Source organism: Bradyrhizobium septentrionale, from assembly GCF_011516645.4.
Classification (GTDB): Bacteria; Pseudomonadota; Alphaproteobacteria; order Rhizobiales; family Xanthobacteraceae; genus Bradyrhizobium; species Bradyrhizobium septentrionale.
In genome coordinates, this window is the sequence record NZ_CP088285.1 from 2,912,836 (window position 1) to 2,928,171 (window position 15,336).

Sequence of the window (15,336 nt, forward strand, 5' to 3'; positions counted from 1 at the left end):
TCACAGCATCATCTGCATCGGCTCGGGATAGTAGTGGAAGCCCTCGCCGACCTTGGCGACGTGGCCATAGCCCGGCCAGGCGAAGTGATAGGACATCACTGCCGTCTTGTTCGCGGCCAGCATCTCCAGCAGCTTGACCCGCGAGGCCGCCGCCTGCTTCGGGTCGGTGTCGTAGGAGAACTCCATCCGCGGCCGCTCCAGCAGCAGCACCGCGTGATGCGAGAGATCGCCGAGGAAGGCGAAGGATTTGCCGCCCGAGCTCACCATGAAGATGGTGTGGCCCACGGTGTGGCCGGGCGCTGCGATCGCCTGCACGCCGGGCAGGAATTCCTGGCCATCCTTGAAGAACACGATGCGGTCGCGCACCGGCAGCAGGTTCTTGCGGGCGTGCACGATGAAGTCCTTCAACGGACTGCCCATCTTGCCTTCGTCGGTCCAGAAATCGAGATCGCTCTGCGCGATGTAGTACTGCGCGTTCGGGAATAGCGGCTTGTTGTCGGCATCGACAATGCCGCCGATATGATCGATATGCGCATGCGACAGCACGACGGCGTCGATGTCCTCCGGCTTGATGCCGGCTTCCTTCATGCTCTTCTGCTGCCGGCCGGTGGTCTTGCCGAACAGTTGCGACGTGCCCATGCCGGTATCGAACAGGATCAGCTTGTCGCCGGTGTTGACGATCGGCGAGTTCTGCTCGAGCACGACATTGTCGGGCGAGAGGAAGTTGTCGGACAGCATCTTCTTCACTTCTTCCTTCGGCACGCCGGTGAAGGTGCCGGAGGGATCGCCGAGCGGCAGCGGGCCGTCGGAGACGACGGTCACTTCCGCATCGCCGAGCGTGAAACGGTGCCAATAGGGTGTCTGCGTGCCGAGTTTGGGAGCGCGCGCCTCGGCCGTGCCGCCGAGGATGGTGCTGGCGCCGAGACCGGCGCCAAGCGCGAGCAAGGATCGTCGTGAGACATTGAGCGTCATAACGTCTTCCTCCACATTTTTTATGAGATTTTCGCGTTGATGCCTGCCCATTGACCCGCCGCTTGACCTGACGCAGGCAAGAGAATGCTGCCCTCGCCCGCGCAAGCTGGCAAGAAGAATAAGGCGAACGCTGGCGCGGTCGAACGCTGGCTAAAGCATGATCCGGAAAAGTGTGACGCGGTTTTCCGAAAAGATCATGCTCAAACAAGAGGCTAAAGCGCGATGATGATTCAACCCGATCTCATCGCGCTTTGGAATTCAGCCAGCATGTGCGGCGCACAAGGGAGGGTTATTTGGCGGCGCGCTTCTTCTCGACGGCATCCCAGACCCTGGCCGCGACGTCGGGGCCGTTGAGCCGCTGAATGGCGCGGATGCCGGTCGGCGAGGTGACGTTGATCTCGGTGAGATTGCCGTCGATCACGTCGATGCCGACGAACAGCAGGCCAAGTTCGCGCAGCGCGGGCCCGACGGTGGCGCAGATTTCGCGCTCGCGATCCGAGAGCTCGGTCGCCGCGGCCGCGCCGCCGCGCACCATGTTGGAGCGCAGGTCATCCGGCGCCGGCACGCGGTTGACGGCGCCGGCGAATTCGCCGTCGACCAGGATGATGCGCTTGTCGCCATGCTTCACCTCGGGGAGGAAGCGCTGGATCACCCAGGGCTCCTTGAAGGTGACCGAGAACATGTCGAACAGCGAGCCGAAATTCATGTCCTGCGGCATCACGCGGAACACCGCGGCGCCGCCATGGCCGTGCAACGGTTTCATGACGACGGCGCCATGCTGATCGCGGAATGCGTTGATCTCGTCGAGGTCGCGCGAGATCAGGGTCGGCGGCATCAGCTGCGGGAAATTCATCACGAACAGCTTTTCCGGCGCGTTGCGCACGCTGGCCGGGTCGTTGACCACCAGCGTCTTCGGATGGATGCGCTCGAGGAAATGGGTCGAGGTGATATAGGCGAGGTCGAACGGCGGATCCTGCCGCAGCAGCACGACGTCGAAGCCGTTGAGCGCCTCGCGCTTCGGTTCGCCCAGCGTGAAGTGATTGCCGACCTCGTCGCGCACGGTGAGAGGCTGCACCGGCGCCACCAGCTCCTCGCCGCGCAGCGACAGTCTATCCGGCGTGTAGTAGGAAATGCCGTGGCCGCGCTTCTGCGCCTCGAGCAGCAGCGCAAAGGTGGAATCGCCGCGGATGTTGATGCGCGCGATGGGATCCATCTGGACGGCGATCTTCAATTTCATAAGCGTATCCCGCGAGGTCTGGAGGTAACTTTAAGGGCTGGCGTCGAATGCCGCTAACAGATGGCGCGGCAGGCTCTTCGGCGCAATCAGAACGGCGTCGAATCTGAGATCAAATTCGGCATGCTCGGGATGCGCCATCAGCCAGGCCTGGGCGGCATTGACGATGCGCTGCTGCTGGCGCGGCGTCACCGCATAGGCGGCGTCATCGAGGCTGGCGCGAGCCTTGACCTCGACGAAGGCGAGCAGATTGCGCCGCCGCACCACCAGATCGATCTCGCCATAGGGGGTGCGGAAGCGTCTTGCAAGGATGCGATAGCCCTTCGCGATCAAAAGGGCTGCGGCGCGGCTTTCGGCCGATATGCCGGTGCGGAACGCCGCGACGCGCTCGGGCGAGGCGCTGTCAGTCTTCGCCATTGTCGTCCCCGGCTGTTTTCGCCAGCTCGAGGGCGCGGGCGTAGACCTCGCGGCGCGGCCGGCCCGACAGTTCGACCGCGTGCGCGACCGCATCCTTGACGCTGCCGCGCGCAAGCTGCCCGCGCAGCAGATCGTCGAGTGCGTCCTGGTCCATCACGCCGGCATCATCGGCCGGCGGTCCGACGACCAGCACGAATTCGCCGCGGGTCTCCAGCGCGTCCGCGCCTGCCGCGAGCTCGGCGACCGGCGCGCGCTTGACCTCCTCGTGCAGCTTGGTCAGCTCGCGGCAGATTGCGGCATCGCGCCCGCCCATGATCGCAGCGAGATCACGCAGCGTGTCCTGCACGCGATTGCCCGATTCGAACATCACGAGCGTCGCATCGATCCGCGCCAGCTCGGTGAGCCTCGCGCGTCGCGCCTGCTCCTTCGTTGGCAAAAATCCCTCGAAGAAGAACCGGTCGGTCGGCAGCGCCGCGACCGACAGCGCCGTCAACACCGACGACGGCCCCGGCACCGCGATGACGGCATGCCCGGCGGCGCAGACCTCACGCACCAGCTTGAAGCCGGGATCTGAGATCAGCGGCGTACCGGCGTCCGAGACCAGCGCGATCGAGGCGCCCTGCGCCAGCCGCTCCAGGATCTTCGGCCGCGCCTGCGCGGCGTTGTGCTCGTGATAGGGCGCAAGCTCGGCGGTGATCGCGTAACGCTCGGTCAGCCGGCGCGTGATTCGGGTGTCCTCGCAGGCGATGACGTCGACGCCCGCCAGCGTCTCCAGCGCGCGCAGGGTGATGTCGGAGAGATTTCCGATCGGGGTCGCGACCAGATGGAGCCCGGGCGTAGCCCTTGGCGCGGCCAGCAGCTGGCCGCCGATCGAAAAGGTTTTGGCCGCAGCGCCCGCCGCCGTGGCGTCCGGACTGTGGAGGGAACTGGCTTTTGCGCGCATAATGCCAATCTAGAGGGATGGCAGCGCTTGCGCCACACCCGCAGGGGTGTTGCTTGAAGGTCGCTGCTCCGGAAATGTGGGTCGCGGCAACGGCGCCGCGGGGCCATAATCCTTTTGTTCCGGTTAACTATTCGCCGACAATATGCCTGAATCCACCCGCCTCATCAGAGCTGGATGGAGTCCTGGCCGATCATGGTCGGCCAAGAGAAGAGAGACGATGGAAGGCCCGCACCACTACAAGTCCCCGCCGTCGGGCACGACCCGGCGGACTGCACTTGGCCTTATCCTGGGCGCGCCGCTGCTGTCGGCCTGCTCCGGAATCCAGCAAAGCCTGAGCCAGTTTTCCAGCCCGTTCGGCGGCGGCCAGGATGCAGGGCCCGCCGGCCCGCAGCAACAGCCGCAAGCGGTCGGTACCGGGCAAGTCAAGATCGGGCTGATCCTGCCGCTGTCGGCGTCCGGCAATGCCGGGCTCGCCGCCCAGTCGATGCGGAACGCCGCCGAGATGGCGCTGGCGGAATTTCAGAACCCGAACATTCAGCTGCTGATCAAGGACGATGGCGGCAGTTCGCAAGGCGCGGCGCAGGGCACCCAGCAGGCGCTGTCCGAAGGCGCCGAGATCATTCTGGGACCGCTGTTCGCGGGCTCGGTGCCGGCCACCGCGCAACTGACGCGGCCGCGCGGGACCTCGGTGATCGCATTCTCGACCGATTCAAGCGTGGCCGGACGCGGCGTCTATCTCTTGAGCTTCCTGCCGGAGTCCGACATCAACCGGATCGTCGACTATTCGGCCGGGATCGGTAAGCGCTCGTTCGCTGCGATGGTGCCCGACAACGCCTATGGCAATGTGGTCGAGGCCGCGTTCAAGCAGGCGGTCGGCCGCAAGAACGGCCGCGTCGTCGCGTTCGAGAAATACGGCGCCGATCGCGCAACGCCGGCACGGACCGTGGCGCAGGCGCTCGGCCAGGCTGATGCGCTGCTGATCGCCGACGATGGCGATTCGGTCGTCGCGACCGCCGATGCGCTGACCGCTGCCGGCGCCAATCTGCGCAACATCCAGCTGCTCGGCACCGGGCTGTGGGACAATCCGCGGGTGTTCGCGAGCCCCGTGCTGCAGGGCGGGCTCTATGCCGCGCCCGATCCGTCCGGATTCCGCAGCTTCGCCGGTCGCTATCGCGCCAAATATGGCGGCGAGCCGGTGCGTACCGCGACGCTGGCCTATGATGCCGTCGCGCTGATGGCGGCGCTGGCGCGCACCCAAGGCGCGCAACGCTTCGCGCCGGAGACGCTGACCAATCCATCCGGCTTTGCCGGTATCGATGGTCTGTTCCGCTTCCGCTCCGACGGCACCAATGAGCGCGGCCTGGCGGTCATGAAGGTGGCGTCCGGCGGCGGCACGCCGGTTGCGGGCTCGCCGAAGAGTTTTGGGGCTTAGTTTTCGTCAGGCGGTCAAGCTGCCTTGTCGAGCGCCGGCACCCGCCAGCTACTTTGCATGGGGTTGTTTTCGATATTTTGGCAGCGTGCACGCAGAGCGTTTTCGAGCGAAGTGGATGCCGGTTCGCGTGAAGAAAACGCGTCAAAACAAGAATCTAGAGCCCCGTTCCGATTCATCGGAACGGGATAGGCTCTAGGCGGCGAGATCTGCGACGACCGCGTCGAGCACCGGGAATCCCGACTTCGTGACGCGCAACCGTCCGTCGGCGTCGACGGCGATCGCGCCTTCCTCGCGCAGCATTGTGATCCGCTGCGGGTCGAGCTGGCGGCCGGACAGTGCCGCATAGCGCTTGGGATCGATGCCCTCGGCGAGCCGCAGCCCCATCAGCAAAAATTCGTCGGCGCGCTCTTCGCTGTTGAGGCTGTCATCGGTGACGACGCCGTGACCGCGTTCCTCGACATTCAACAGCCACGCCTCGGGGCGCCGCTCGGTCGCGGTCGCGTGCCTGACGCCATCGATGTCGAGCCGGCCATGCGCGCCGGGGCCGATGCCGGCATATTCCTCGCCGCGCCAGTAGACGAGGTTGTGCTTGCACTCCGCCCCAGTGCGGGCGTGATTGGAGATCTCGTAGGCCGGCAATCCCTCGCGGGCGCAGACTTCTTGTGTCACGTCGTAGAGTGCGCGCGCGGTCGCTTCGTCCGGCGTCTGCAATTTGCCGGCGGCATGCAGCCCGAAGAACGGCGTGCCTTCCTCGATCGTGAGCTGATAGAGCGACAGATGCTCGGCGGCTTCCGAGATTGCCTGCTTCAACTCGCTCGCCCACATCTGCGGCGACTGGTCGGGCCGCGCATAGATCAGATCGAACGAGTAACGGTCGAACGCGCTTCGCGCGATCGCAACCGCGTCGAGCGCCTCGCGCGCGGTGTGCAGGCGGCCCAATGCCTTCAGCGAGGCGTCGTCCAGCGCCTGCACGCCGAGCGAGACGCGGTTGACGCCGGCTACGCGATAGCCGCGAAAGCGCGTCGCCTCGACGCTGGTCGGGTTGGCCTCGAGCGTGACCTCGACGTCGCGCGCCACCGACCAATGCTTGCCGATCGCATCGAGCACGGCGCCGACGGTCTGCGGCTGCATCAGCGAAGGCGTGCCACCGCCGAGGAAGATCGAAGTGACCTCGCGCCCCGGCACCCGCGCGGCCGTGGTCTCGATCTCGCGGGCGAACGCGCGCACGAAGCGCTCCTCATCGATGGGCGCATGCCGCACGTGGCTGTTGAAATCGCAATACGGGCATTTTGACAGGCAGAACGGCCAGTGCACGTAGACGCCGAAGGCTTTTCGTTCAGCGTGGCTCAAGGCAGATCTCCGCGAGCTTCACGAAGGCGCGGGCGCGATGCGACAGGCCGAGCCCTAGCGGCGGCAGGCCGTGCTTCTCGATGCTGGTCATCTCGCCGAAGGTCCGCGTATGGCCGTCGGGCAGGAAGGCCGGATCATAGCCGAAGCCGGCGGTGCCGCGTGGCGGCCAAACCAGGGTTCCATCGGCCCGGGCCTCGACCTCTTCGAGATGGTCGTCGGGCCACGCCACGCACAGCGCGGAGACGAAATGCGCGCCTCGGCGGTCCGGCGCGGTGGCGCCGCGCTCCTGCAGCAGCCGCTCGATCCGCGTCATCGCCGCCATGAAATCCTTGCCCTCGCCGGCCCAGCGCGCCGAGTAGATCCCGGGTGCGCCGTCGAGCGCGTCGACCACGAGGCCGGAATCGTCGGCAAACGCGGGTAGTCCGGTCGCCTTCGCCGCTGATATCGCCTTGATCGCCGCATTGGTGCGAAAACTGTCGCCGGTCTCCTCGGGTTCGGCGAGGCCGAGCTCGCCGGCCGACACCGCCTCCACGCCGTGCGGCGCCAGCAGTTCCCGCATCTCGGCGAGCTTGCCGGGATTATGGGTGGCGATGACGAGCCTTCCGGTGATTCGGCGATGCATGACCAATCTGACTACGCCACCGCGATCTTTTGCAAGTCGACCAGACGCGCGACACCTTTGCGCGCCAGCGCCATCAGCGCCAGGAATTCGCCTTCCGAGAACGGCGTCTTCTCGGCGGTGCCCTGCACCTCGATGATGCGGCCGTCGCCGGTCATGACGAAGTTGGCGTCGGTGTCGGCCTCGGAATCCTCGGCATAGTCGAGGTCGAGGACCGGTGTGCCCTGGTAGATGCCGCAGGAGATCGCCGCCACATTGTCGCGCAACACGTTGGCTTTCAGCATGTTGCGGGTCTTCATCCAGTTGATGCAGTCGGCCAGCGCCACCCAGGCACCGGTGATCGAGGCGGTGCGGGTGCCGCCATCGGCCTGGATGACGTCGCAATCGACTGTGATCTGGCGCTCGCCGAGCGCCTCCAGATCGACGGCCGCGCGCAGCGAGCGGCCGATCAGCCGCTGGATCTCGACCGTGCGCCCGCCCTGCTTGCCGGCGGAGGCCTCGCGGCGGGTGCGTTCCAGGGTGGCGCGCGGCAGCATGCCGTATTCGGCGGTCACCCAGCCGCGGCCCTGGCCCTTCAGCCAGGGCGGCAGCCGCTCTTCCAGCGTGGCGGTCACGAGCACATGGGTGTCGCCGAATTTCACCATGCAGGAACCCTCGGCATATTTAACGACGCCGCGTTCCAGCGACACGGGACGCAGTTCATCGGGCGCACGGCGGCTTGGCCGCATGAAATCCTCCAAGAATCCGAGATATATGGCTGGGCGTGCTTGTAGGAGGGGGAACGGGCAGCGGCAAGGGTTTTCGGCCCCGGGTTGGCCCGGTACCGGGGGGCTGAATGCATGCTTGTCACCGGCCTCCGGGAGCGACAAATTAGGCAGCAATTGTGAGGGACTGGAGTGTGACTCATCACGATCCGATTGGCCTGATCGCACCGCATGCGGGGCTCGCCCAGCTCAACGAGCGGTCGCGCGACATTTTTCGCCAAATCGTCGAGAGCTACCTTGCGACCGGTGAGCCGGTCGGCTCGCGCAACATCTCGCGTCTGATCGCATTACCGTTGTCACCGGCCTCGGTCCGCAACGTGATGTCGGACCTCGAGCAGCTCGGCCTGATCTATGCGCCGCACACCTCGGCGGGCCGGCTGCCGACCGAACTCGGCCTGCGTTTCTTCGTCGACGCCCTGATGCAGGTCGGCGACCTCACCGAGGCCGAGCGGCAATCGATCCAGACCCAGCTTGCCGCCGTCGGCCGTGCGCAATCCGTCGAGGCGGCGCTTGGCGAAGCGCTGACGCAGCTGTCGGGGCTGACCCGTGCCGCGGCGGTGGTGCTGACGCAAAAGTCGAATGCGCGGCTGAAGCATATCGAATTCGTGCGGCTGGAGCCGGAGAAGGCGCTGGTCGTGCTGGTCGGCGAAGACGGCCAGGTCGAAAACCGTGTACTGGCGCTGCCGCCGGGCGTGCCGTCCTCGGCGCTGACCGAAGCGACCAATTTCCTCAATGCGCGGATTCGCGGCCGGACGCTGGCCGAAGCGCGGCTCGAGCTCGAGACGGCGTTGACGCAAAACCGCGCCGAGCTCGACCAGCTCACGCAAAAAGTCGTCGCGGCCGGCATCGCGAGCTGGTCCGGCGGCGCGAACGAGGACCGCCAGCTGATCGTGCGCGGCCACGCCAATCTGCTCGAGGATCTGCACGCGCTCGACGATCTCGAGCGCATCAAGTCGCTGTTCGACGATCTCGAGACCAAGCGCGGCGTGATCGATCTGCTCGGCCGCGCCGAACGCGGCGAAGGCGTGCGGATTTTCATCGGTTCGGAGAACAAGCTGTTCTCGCTGTCGGGTTCCTCCACCATCATCGCGCCATACGGCGACGCCCAGGGCCGGATCGTCGGCGTGCTCGGCGTGATCGGACCGACGCGGCTGAACTATGCGCGGGTGATCCCGACGGTGGATTATGCCGCGCGGATCGTCAGCAAGATGCTGGGTGGCTGATCGGAGCGAAATTCGGTTTCATTTGACGGGTTTCCTGACGCGAAGTGGAGGTGCGCTGGCCCTAACCGGTATGTTGCGCTTGATTTTCGCCGCTCAAAGCACGATATCCCGGGCAGCAATCCCCAAGATTTGAACCGACGCGAGTTTTCGAGAAGGTAAGCCATGACTGATCCGAACCGGGCCAATGACAACACCGAGAATTCGGCGCCGACGGGTGAGCCCGTGGTCTCGAAGCCCTACATCATGCCTGACGATCCCGAGGTGGGATCGGCCGAGGCGCTGACCAAGGAACTCGCCGAGGCGCGCGACCGGACGCTGCGCACGCTGGCCGAGATGGAGAACCTCCGTCAGCGCACCCGCCGCGAGGTTGCCGACGCCAAGACCTATGGCATCACCGGCTTCGCCCGTGACGTGCTCGATATCGCCGACAATCTGCAGCGCGCGCTCGACGCCGTGCCGGCCGAGACCAAGGAAGCCGCCGACCCCGGCCTGAAGGCGCTGCTCGAAGGCGTCGAGCTGACCGAACGTTCGCTGCTCAACACGCTGGAGAAGAACGGCGTCAAGAAGTTCGACCCGATCGGCGAGAAGTTCGATCCGAACTTCCAGCAGGCGATGTTCGAGGTGCCTGATCCGTCAGTGCCGTCGGGCACCGTGGTGCAGGTCGTGCAAGCCGGCTACATGATCGGCGAGCGCATCCTGCGTCCGGCGCTGGTCGGCGTCTCGAAGGGCGGCGCCAAGGCCGCCCCAAGCGCCGACATCACCGCCTGATCCAATGTCTCACGCGATATCCGACGACTGGATGCGCTTGACGCCGGCCTTGTCCATGTCGGACCAGGCCTTGGCCAGCGATCCCTGGGTGTCGATGCCGCGGCAGGCATCCTCCACCACAAAGGTTTCGAAGTCGGCCTTGCGCGCATCGAGCGCGGTCCAGGCCACGCAGAAATCGGTGGCGAGCCCGGCGACGAACACGCGATTGATCTTGCGCGCCGTCAGATAGGCGCCAAGCCCGGTGGTGGTCTTGCCATCGGCTTCGGTGAAGGCGGAGTAGCTGTCGACGTCCTTGTGAAAACCCTTGCGGATGATCAGCTCGGCCTGCGGAATCGCGAGTTCTTTCGACAGCGCGGCGCCGTCGGTGCCTTGCACGCAGTGGTCAGGCCACAGCACCTGCTTGCCATAGGCAAGGTCGATGGTCTCGAACGGTTTCTTGCCGGCATGGACCGAGGCAAAGGAGACGTGGCCGGGCGTGTGCCAGTCCTGCGTCATGACCACATTGGCAAAGCTCTTGGCGATCTTGTTGATCACCGGCACGACCTGCTCGCCGTCCTTCACCGCGAGGCTGCCGCCGGGCAGGAAGCAGTTCTGCACGTCGATCACGAGCAGCGCTGAGCCGTCGTCAGGCTTGATCGCGGCCGCCCAGAGATTCCTGGGAACCAGCGTCGCAAGCGCCATCGAGCCAAGGATCGTGCCAAGGCCTGCAACAATCTGTCGTCGATCCAACATCGCGCCCTCCTCGCTTTGTGTGATATCGCGCGAGGAGGCTAGTTCCGTTCGCGGAGCTGCGAAAGTCCGATTTTTCTGAGGGCTCGACGAAAGAGATCAGCCGCGCGGCTGGATGCCGTCGCGCACCGCGCGGAAGCGCGGGAAGGCCTTCTCCCAATCGGTGCGCGGCGAGCTGCCGATGATGCGCATCGAGGTTTGCGCGCCGAACCGCAGCCACTGCACGATGGTCACCGGGGTGTTGTCCTTGCCGCTGACGGCGTCGATCCGGGTCTCGAAGCCGGCCTGGCCGTCGATACGGATCGGCTCGGACATGGTGATCCGCCCGTCGCGCACGCCGGGGATGGTGGTCGCGATCTGCTGGGCGAAGCGGCCGCGATCATCTGGCGTGGCCGGGGCCGAGCCGATGATGCCAAGCAGCAAGAAGGGCTTGGTCTCGAGGGCCTTCTCGTCGCCGTCGGCCAACAGCAGTGCCGCGCCCGGCGCCAGCATGCGGATATTCTTGAAACCGCTGAGCTCGGTGACCTTGAACGGCATCATGCCGAGCTGCTCGTCGACCGGCACCTCGTTGCGGATCTGGGCGGTGGCGAACATCTGCCGCACGGCGTCGTCGGTGTAGATCTTGCTCGCATTCTCCGGCACCTGCACCGCGACATAGCCGGAGAAGGTCGGCCCCGGCAGGATCATGGAATAGCGCCGCACATTGCTGGCGCCGTCGCGCCCGCTCTCCACCGTGTAGTAGGCAAGGCCGGCCGGCGTCTCGAGGCTCTCGGGCTTGATATTCCCGGTGCCGGCGGGATTGGCCTTGAACGCGCTCACGACCTCGGCGTAGGCGTCCGCGGGCAGGTCGGCGATCAGGACCTTCACGCCCTGGTCCTCGGTCTCGAAGCCGATGAACGACTTGGCCCGGTTGAGGCCCACCAGCGGCTTCATCCCGACATGCGCGCCCGGCGGAAACACCACGTCGGCGGCGAAGCCACGACAGGTGGCAGCAATCAGCAAGGCAACCGCAACGAGAACTCGAAAAGGCATCATGGGGGGATCTACCGGTTTTGCTTGGTGGCCACGCAACGGGGCCGGTGCAGGGCTGGATGGCCTCTTTCAGTCGGACCGCTTTTAGCGGTTTTGATGTCCCTGCAACAGGCCACCAAATCTCCGCTCAGGGCCCGCGGGCCCGATTCCATGGGCTTTTCGCCCTGATTGGCTGGCACTTTTCAGCTTCCCGACGTTTCCACGAGCCCACCGCCTGCGGCGGGCCAGCGGCCAAACAGCGCGCCTCGGCCGTGCGCCGCTCTCGCATACGACGTTTGTGAGTATTCACTCAACAGCGATGACGTCGCGCGGCGGACGTTCGCGGCCGACGGCGCCCTGAATCATTGCGGATTTGTTAACTTGGCTTGGGCGTAGCTTGGGCCCGTCTCGGGGCGTGCCTTGGGCTCGCTACGGACTCGCTTCGGGCCTGAACCGGCGCCGCAGTCGGGCTGACACAATCTTTCAAACGTCAGTCTTTTCAGGCCTCAACGTTGCGTCCAGTCCTTGCGGGCAGGACCCTCTCTCCTATATCAGGCTCACCGTCGCAATATCGCGAGTATGTGAACGTCTGGGGGTTCGGTACGGAGCGCCGTCAGGGCCCAACCAACCTGCCGCAACAAATGAGGATATCAAAACCATGGGTAAGGTCATTGGGATCGACCTCGGCACGACGAATTCGTGCGTTGCCGTTATGGATGGCAAAAACGCCAAGGTGATCGAGAACGCGGAAGGCATGCGGACGACGCCGTCGATCGTTGCTTTCACTGACGATGGCGAGCGCCTCGTCGGCCAGCCGGCGAAGCGCCAGGCGGTGACTAATCCCGAGCGTACGTTCTTTGCGGTGAAGCGCCTCATCGGCCGCCGCTATGACGACCCGATGGTCGAGAAGGACAAGAAGCTCGTTCCCTACAAGATCGTCAAGGCATCGAACGGCGACGCTTGGGTCGAAGCCGATGGCAAGACCTATTCGCCCTCGCAGGTCTCGGCCTTCATCCTGCAGAAGATGAAGGAGACCGCTGAGGCGCATCTCGGCCAGAAGGTCGAGCAGGCCGTCATCACCGTGCCCGCTTATTTCAACGACGCACAGCGTCAGGCCACCAAGGACGCCGGCAAGATCGCCGGCCTCGAAGTGCTGCGCATCATCAACGAGCCGACCGCTGCCGCGCTCGCCTACGGTCTCGATAAGTCGAAGACCGGCACGATCGCCGTGTACGATCTCGGCGGCGGCACCTTCGACGTCTCGATCCTCGAGATCGGCGACGGCGTGTTCGAGGTGAAGTCGACCAATGGCGACACTTTCCTCGGCGGTGAAGATTTCGACATGCGCCTCGTTGGTTATCTGGCCGACGAGTTCCAGAAGGAGCAGGGCATCAACCTGCGCAACGACAAGCTCGCCTTGCAGCGCCTGAAGGAAGCCGCTGAAAAGGCCAAGATCGAGCTGTCGTCGACCACGCAGACCGAAATCAATCTGCCGTTCATCACGGCTGACCAGACCGGTCCGAAGCATCTGACGATGAAGCTGACCCGCGCCAAGTTCGAGGCGCTGGTGGCCGACCTCGTCGAGAAGACCATCGAGCCGTGCCGCAAGGCGCTGAAGGATGCCGGCCTGACCGCCGGCGAGATCGGCGAAGTGGTGCTGGTCGGCGGCATGACCCGCATGCCGAAGATCCAGGAAGTGGTGAAGCAGTTCTTCGGCAAGGAGCCGCACAAGGGCGTCAACCCCGACGAAGTCGTCGCGATCGGCGCTGCGATCCAGGCCGGCGTGCTGCAGGGCGACGTCAAGGACGTGCTGCTGCTCGACGTGACCCCGCTGTCGCTGGGCATCGAGACGCTGGGCGGTGTGTTCACCCGCATCATCGACCGCAACACCACGATCCCGACCAAGAAGAGCCAGGTGTTCTCGACGGCCGAAGACAATCAGGGCGCCGTCACCATCCGCGTCTTCCAGGGCGAGCGTGAAATGGCGGCCGACAACAAGATGCTCGGCCAGTTCGACCTGATGGGCATTCCGCCGGCTCCGCGCGGCATGCCGCAGATCGAGGTGACCTTCGACATCGACGCCAACGGCATCGTCAACGTCTCGGCCAAGGACAAGGCGACCGGCAAGGAACAGCAGATTCGGATCCAGGCATCCGGCGGTCTGTCCGAAGCCGACATCGACAAGATGGTCAAGGACGCCGAGGCCAATGCGGCCGAGGACAAGAAGCGCCGCGAGGCAGTCGACGCCAAGAACCACGCCGACGGTCTGGTTCATTCGACCGAGAAGGCTTTGGCCGAGCACGGCTCGAAGATTCCGGACACCGACCGCCGCGCAATCGAAGACGCCGTCAGCGACCTCAAGGAAGCGCTGAAGGGCGACGACGCCGAGGCGATCAAGGCCAAGACCAACACGCTGGCGCAGGCTTCGATGAAGCTCGGCGAAGCCATGTACAAGCAGCAGGCCGAGGCCGATGCGGCCAAGGACGCTGCCAAGGATGACGTCGTCGACGCGGAGTTCACCGAGGTCGACGACGACAAGAACAACAAGAAGTCTGCTTAAGCGGGTTTGAGATGATGACCCTCGCACCAAAGAGCACGCGACGCGTCTCGGAGGAGTGGGGGTCATTTTTCTTTAAGGCGATCGCTGCATCTTCCAGACAGGCGCAATCCCTACAAGCGCAATCCTTGGCGATGGCGATGAACTCCGGACGGAATTGAAGGATGTCGACCAAGCGCTGCTATTACGAGACCCTCGAGGTCGAGCGGAACGCGGACGAGACTAAGCTGAAAACGGCTTTCCGCAAGCTCGCGATGAAGTGGCATCCGGACAAGAATCCGGGCGACTCCAGCAGCGAGGTCCGGTTCAAGGAAATCAACGAAGCCTATGAGGTGTTGAAGGACGGCGACAAGCGCGCCGCCTATGACCGCTTCGGCCATGCCGCTTTCGAGCAAGGCATGGGCGGCGGCGGTCCCGGCTTCGGCGCCGGCTTCGCCTCGTCCTTCTCCGACATTTTCGAGGACCTGTTCGGCATGGCCGGGCAGCGCCGCGGCGGCGGCGGCCGCGAGCGCGGCGCCGACCTGCGCTACAACATGGAGATCACGCTCGAGGACGCTTTCCAGGGCAAGACCGCGCAGATCGAGATCCCGGTCTCGGTCACCTGCGAATCCTGCTCGGGCACCGGCGCCAAGGCCGGCACCAAGCCGAAGACCTGCTCGCATTGTGGTGGCGCCGGCCGTATCCGGCAGGCCCAGGGCTTCTTCACGCTGGAGCGGACCTGCCCCGGCTGCCAGGGCCGCGGCCAGATGATCGAGGACGCCTGCACCTCCTGCGCCGGTTCCGGCCGGGTGACGCGCGACCGCGCGCTGTCGGTCAACATTCCTCCGGGAGTCGAGGACGGCACCCGCATTCGTCTCGCCGGCGAAGGCGAGGCCGGTGTCCGCGGTGGCCCGCCCGGCGACCTCTACATCTTCCTGTCGCTGACCACGCATCAATTCTTCCAGCGCGACGGCGCCGACCTGCACTGCCGCGTGCCGATCTCGATGGTCACAGCGGCACTCGGCGGCGAGTTCGAGGTGCCGACCATCGACAAGGGCAAGACCAAGGTGAAGGTGCCTTCCGGCACCCAGTCGGGCCGACGATTCCGCATCGCATCAAAGGGTATGCCGGTGCTCCGCTCGCGCCAGACCGGCGACATGTATGTCCAGGTCGTGGTCGAAACGCCGCAGAATCTGACCAAGAAGCAGCAGGAATTGCTGATGGAGTTCGAAAAGCTGTCGTCCGGTGCAACCCAGCCGGAGGCGGCGGGTTTCTTCTCTAAGGTCAAGGACTTCTTCGGAAACCGCACCACCCAGTAGTTGTCGTCGCGCTTGACCG

At 65.1% G+C, this 15,336-nt stretch carries 14 protein-coding genes; 5 read left to right on the forward strand and 9 right to left on the reverse strand.

From position 1 onward, the window contains the following. From HAP48_RS15580 to rsmI, 4 genes are all read right to left on the reverse strand, one after another. Positions 1-972, reverse strand: coding sequence for an MBL fold metallo-hydrolase (locus HAP48_RS15580; protein WP_166212921.1), 972 nt, complete (start codon positions 970-972; stop codon positions 1-3). A gap of 289 nt (positions 973-1,261) precedes the next feature. Further along, a complete protein-coding gene (gene gshB / locus HAP48_RS15585) occupies positions 1,262-2,209 on the reverse strand; it encodes a glutathione synthase (RefSeq protein WP_166212919.1) in 948 nt (315 codons plus the stop codon). Between the two features lie 30 nt (positions 2,210-2,239). After that, positions 2,240-2,623 (reverse strand): YraN family protein, encoded by a 384-nt coding sequence (locus HAP48_RS15590; protein ID WP_166212917.1) that lies wholly within the window; start codon positions 2,621-2,623, stop codon positions 2,240-2,242. Continuing rightward, positions 2,610-3,566: a 16S rRNA (cytidine(1402)-2'-O)-methyltransferase gene (gene rsmI / locus HAP48_RS15595; RefSeq protein WP_166212915.1), complete on the reverse strand. Its 957-nt coding sequence runs from the start codon at positions 3,564-3,566 to the stop codon at positions 2,610-2,612. Before rsmI ends, HAP48_RS15590 begins: the two co-directional genes overlap by 14 nt. Positions 3,567-3,783: 217 nt before the next feature. Between rsmI and HAP48_RS15600 the strand changes: the two genes are divergently transcribed. Continuing rightward, a complete protein-coding gene (locus HAP48_RS15600; protein WP_166212913.1) occupies positions 3,784-4,998 on the forward strand; it encodes a penicillin-binding protein activator in 1,215 nt (404 codons plus the stop codon). Between the two features lie 192 nt (positions 4,999-5,190). On the opposite strand, the gene hemW is transcribed toward HAP48_RS15600, so the two are convergent. From hemW to rph, 3 genes are read right to left on the reverse strand one after another with little or no spacing between them, the layout of a single operon-like run. Next, a complete protein-coding gene (gene hemW, locus HAP48_RS15605; RefSeq protein WP_166212911.1) occupies positions 5,191-6,348 on the reverse strand; it encodes a radical SAM family heme chaperone HemW in 1,158 nt (385 codons plus the stop codon). Then, on the reverse strand, positions 6,335-6,970 hold the full coding sequence (gene rdgB / locus HAP48_RS15610; protein WP_166212909.1) for an RdgB/HAM1 family non-canonical purine NTP pyrophosphatase: 636 nt from the start codon (positions 6,968-6,970) through the stop codon (positions 6,335-6,337). The genes hemW and rdgB overlap by 14 nt, the downstream gene beginning before the upstream one ends. Positions 6,971-6,981: 11 nt before the next feature. Continuing rightward, positions 6,982-7,695, reverse strand: a complete 714-nt coding sequence (gene rph / locus HAP48_RS15615) for a ribonuclease PH (RefSeq protein WP_157342828.1) — start codon at positions 7,693-7,695, stop codon at positions 6,982-6,984. Between the two features lie 170 nt (positions 7,696-7,865). Between rph and hrcA the strand changes: the two genes are divergently transcribed. Together hrcA and grpE are read left to right on the forward strand one after the other, a co-directional pair. Beyond that, positions 7,866-8,954, forward strand: a complete 1,089-nt coding sequence (hrcA, locus tag HAP48_RS15620) for a heat-inducible transcriptional repressor HrcA (RefSeq protein ID WP_029081002.1) — start codon at positions 7,866-7,868, stop codon at positions 8,952-8,954. A gap of 162 nt (positions 8,955-9,116) precedes the next feature. After that, positions 9,117-9,722: a nucleotide exchange factor GrpE gene (gene grpE, locus HAP48_RS15625; protein WP_166212907.1), complete on the forward strand. Its 606-nt coding sequence runs from the start codon at positions 9,117-9,119 to the stop codon at positions 9,720-9,722. Between the two features lie 9 nt (positions 9,723-9,731). Here the strand turns inward: grpE and pncA are convergent, their stop codons facing one another. Further along, positions 9,732-10,454 (reverse strand): bifunctional nicotinamidase/pyrazinamidase, encoded by a 723-nt coding sequence (pncA, locus tag HAP48_RS15630; protein WP_166212905.1) that lies wholly within the window; start codon positions 10,452-10,454, stop codon positions 9,732-9,734. A 96-nt stretch (positions 10,455-10,550) separates the two neighbouring features. Next, a complete protein-coding gene (locus HAP48_RS15635; RefSeq protein WP_166212903.1) occupies positions 10,551-11,486 on the reverse strand; it encodes a hypothetical protein in 936 nt (311 codons plus the stop codon). Positions 11,487-12,120: 634 nt separating this feature from the next. Here HAP48_RS15635 and dnaK point away from each other — a divergent pair. After that, a complete protein-coding gene (dnaK, locus tag HAP48_RS15640) occupies positions 12,121-14,022 on the forward strand; it encodes a molecular chaperone DnaK (protein WP_029081006.1) in 1,902 nt (633 codons plus the stop codon). A gap of 161 nt (positions 14,023-14,183) precedes the next feature. After that, entirely contained in the window at positions 14,184-15,317 is a 1,134-nt protein-coding gene (gene dnaJ, locus HAP48_RS15645) for a molecular chaperone DnaJ (protein WP_029081007.1), read from the forward strand. Positions 15,318-15,336: the final 19 nt, after the last annotated feature.

What these genes read in the sequence shown, in the direction of transcription:
- rdgB (WP_166212909.1), bottom strand. Translation starts at nt 6,970, where the DNA reads ATGCATCGCCGAATCACCGGAAGGCTCGTCATCGCCACCCATAATCCC.
- HAP48_RS15635 (WP_166212903.1), bottom strand. Translation starts at nt 11,486, where the DNA reads ATGATGCCTTTTCGAGTTCTCGTTGCGGTTGCCTTGCTGATTGCTGCC.
- dnaK (WP_029081006.1), top strand. Translation starts at nt 12,121, where the DNA reads ATGGGTAAGGTCATTGGGATCGACCTCGGCACGACGAATTCGTGCGTT.
- rsmI (WP_166212915.1), bottom strand. Translation starts at nt 3,566, where the DNA reads ATGCGCGCAAAAGCCAGTTCCCTCCACAGTCCGGACGCCACGGCGGCG.
- HAP48_RS15590 (WP_166212917.1), bottom strand. Translation starts at nt 2,623, where the DNA reads ATGGCGAAGACTGACAGCGCCTCGCCCGAGCGCGTCGCGGCGTTCCGC.
- dnaJ (WP_029081007.1), top strand. Translation starts at nt 14,184, where the DNA reads ATGTCGACCAAGCGCTGCTATTACGAGACCCTCGAGGTCGAGCGGAAC.
- grpE (WP_166212907.1), top strand. Translation starts at nt 9,117, where the DNA reads ATGACTGATCCGAACCGGGCCAATGACAACACCGAGAATTCGGCGCCG.
- HAP48_RS15600 (WP_166212913.1), top strand. Translation starts at nt 3,784, where the DNA reads ATGGAAGGCCCGCACCACTACAAGTCCCCGCCGTCGGGCACGACCCGG.
- rph (WP_157342828.1), bottom strand. Translation starts at nt 7,695, where the DNA reads ATGCGGCCAAGCCGCCGTGCGCCCGATGAACTGCGTCCCGTGTCGCTG.
- gshB (WP_166212919.1), bottom strand. Translation starts at nt 2,209, where the DNA reads ATGAAATTGAAGATCGCCGTCCAGATGGATCCCATCGCGCGCATCAAC.
- HAP48_RS15580 (WP_166212921.1), bottom strand. Translation starts at nt 972, where the DNA reads ATGACGCTCAATGTCTCACGACGATCCTTGCTCGCGCTTGGCGCCGGT.
- pncA (WP_166212905.1), bottom strand. Translation starts at nt 10,454, where the DNA reads ATGTTGGATCGACGACAGATTGTTGCAGGCCTTGGCACGATCCTTGGC.